Source organism: Streptomyces sp. NPDC056373 (genome assembly GCF_042262425.1).
Classification (GTDB): Bacteria; Actinomycetota; Actinomycetes; order Streptomycetales; family Streptomycetaceae; genus Streptomyces.
Window position 1 is genome coordinate 38086 of record NZ_JBHJPX010000031.1, and the last position, 693, is coordinate 38778.

The window sequence follows — 693 nt, forward strand, 5'->3', positions numbered from 1 at the left end:
GTCACGCCGGCCGAAGCCACCGCCACGGTTGTCGTCACGCCGGAAGCCGCCACGCTCACCGCGGTCGTCGCGACGCTCACCACGGTCGCCACGGTCGCCTTCACGACGCCCGTATCCTCCGCGGTCGTTGCCGCCACGGTCGTTGTCGCGGCGGAAGCCTCCACGGTCTCCGCGGCCCCCGCGCTGACCGCCGCGGTCGTTCCGGTCGCTCCGGTCCCCCTCCCGTCGCCGCTGGTCGCGCTCCGGTCGGTCGTCGGGAGAGTTGGTGGACATGGTGACTCCTGTCTTCGGTACCGCAAGTCATTCTCGCGCAGCCGGGTGCCCAGCGCGCACTGCAAAAACAAAAAGGACCCTTGGTCCCAGCTGAACGCTGGGACCAAGGGTCCTTTCCAAAGATTGTTCGGCGGCGTCCTACTCTCCCACAGGGTCCCCCCTGCAGTACCATCGGCGCTGTAAGGCTTAGCTTCCGGGTTCGAAATGTAACCGGGCGTTTCCCCTACGCTATAACCACCGAAACCCTAATGGTTTCGAGCGAACAAGCACACTCTTCAATTGTGAGTTCAGCTCAAAGCCGACAACTGTTCGTTGTCTCAGAACTAACACAGTGGACGCGAGCAACTGAGGACAAGCCCTCGGCCTATTAGTACCGGTCAACTCCACACGTTACCGTGCTTCCATATCCGGCCTATCAAC

2 rRNA genes are annotated in these 693 nt (G+C 62.6%); both read right to left on the reverse strand.

Annotated elements, in window-relative coordinates:
* Positions 1 to 398 precede the first annotated feature (398 nt).
* A 5S ribosomal RNA gene (gene rrf / locus ACFCXS_RS38525) occupies positions 399 to 515 on the reverse strand.
* Between the two features lie 105 nt (positions 516 to 620).
* Positions 621 to 693 (reverse strand): 23S ribosomal RNA (locus ACFCXS_RS38530); the annotation flags it as partial.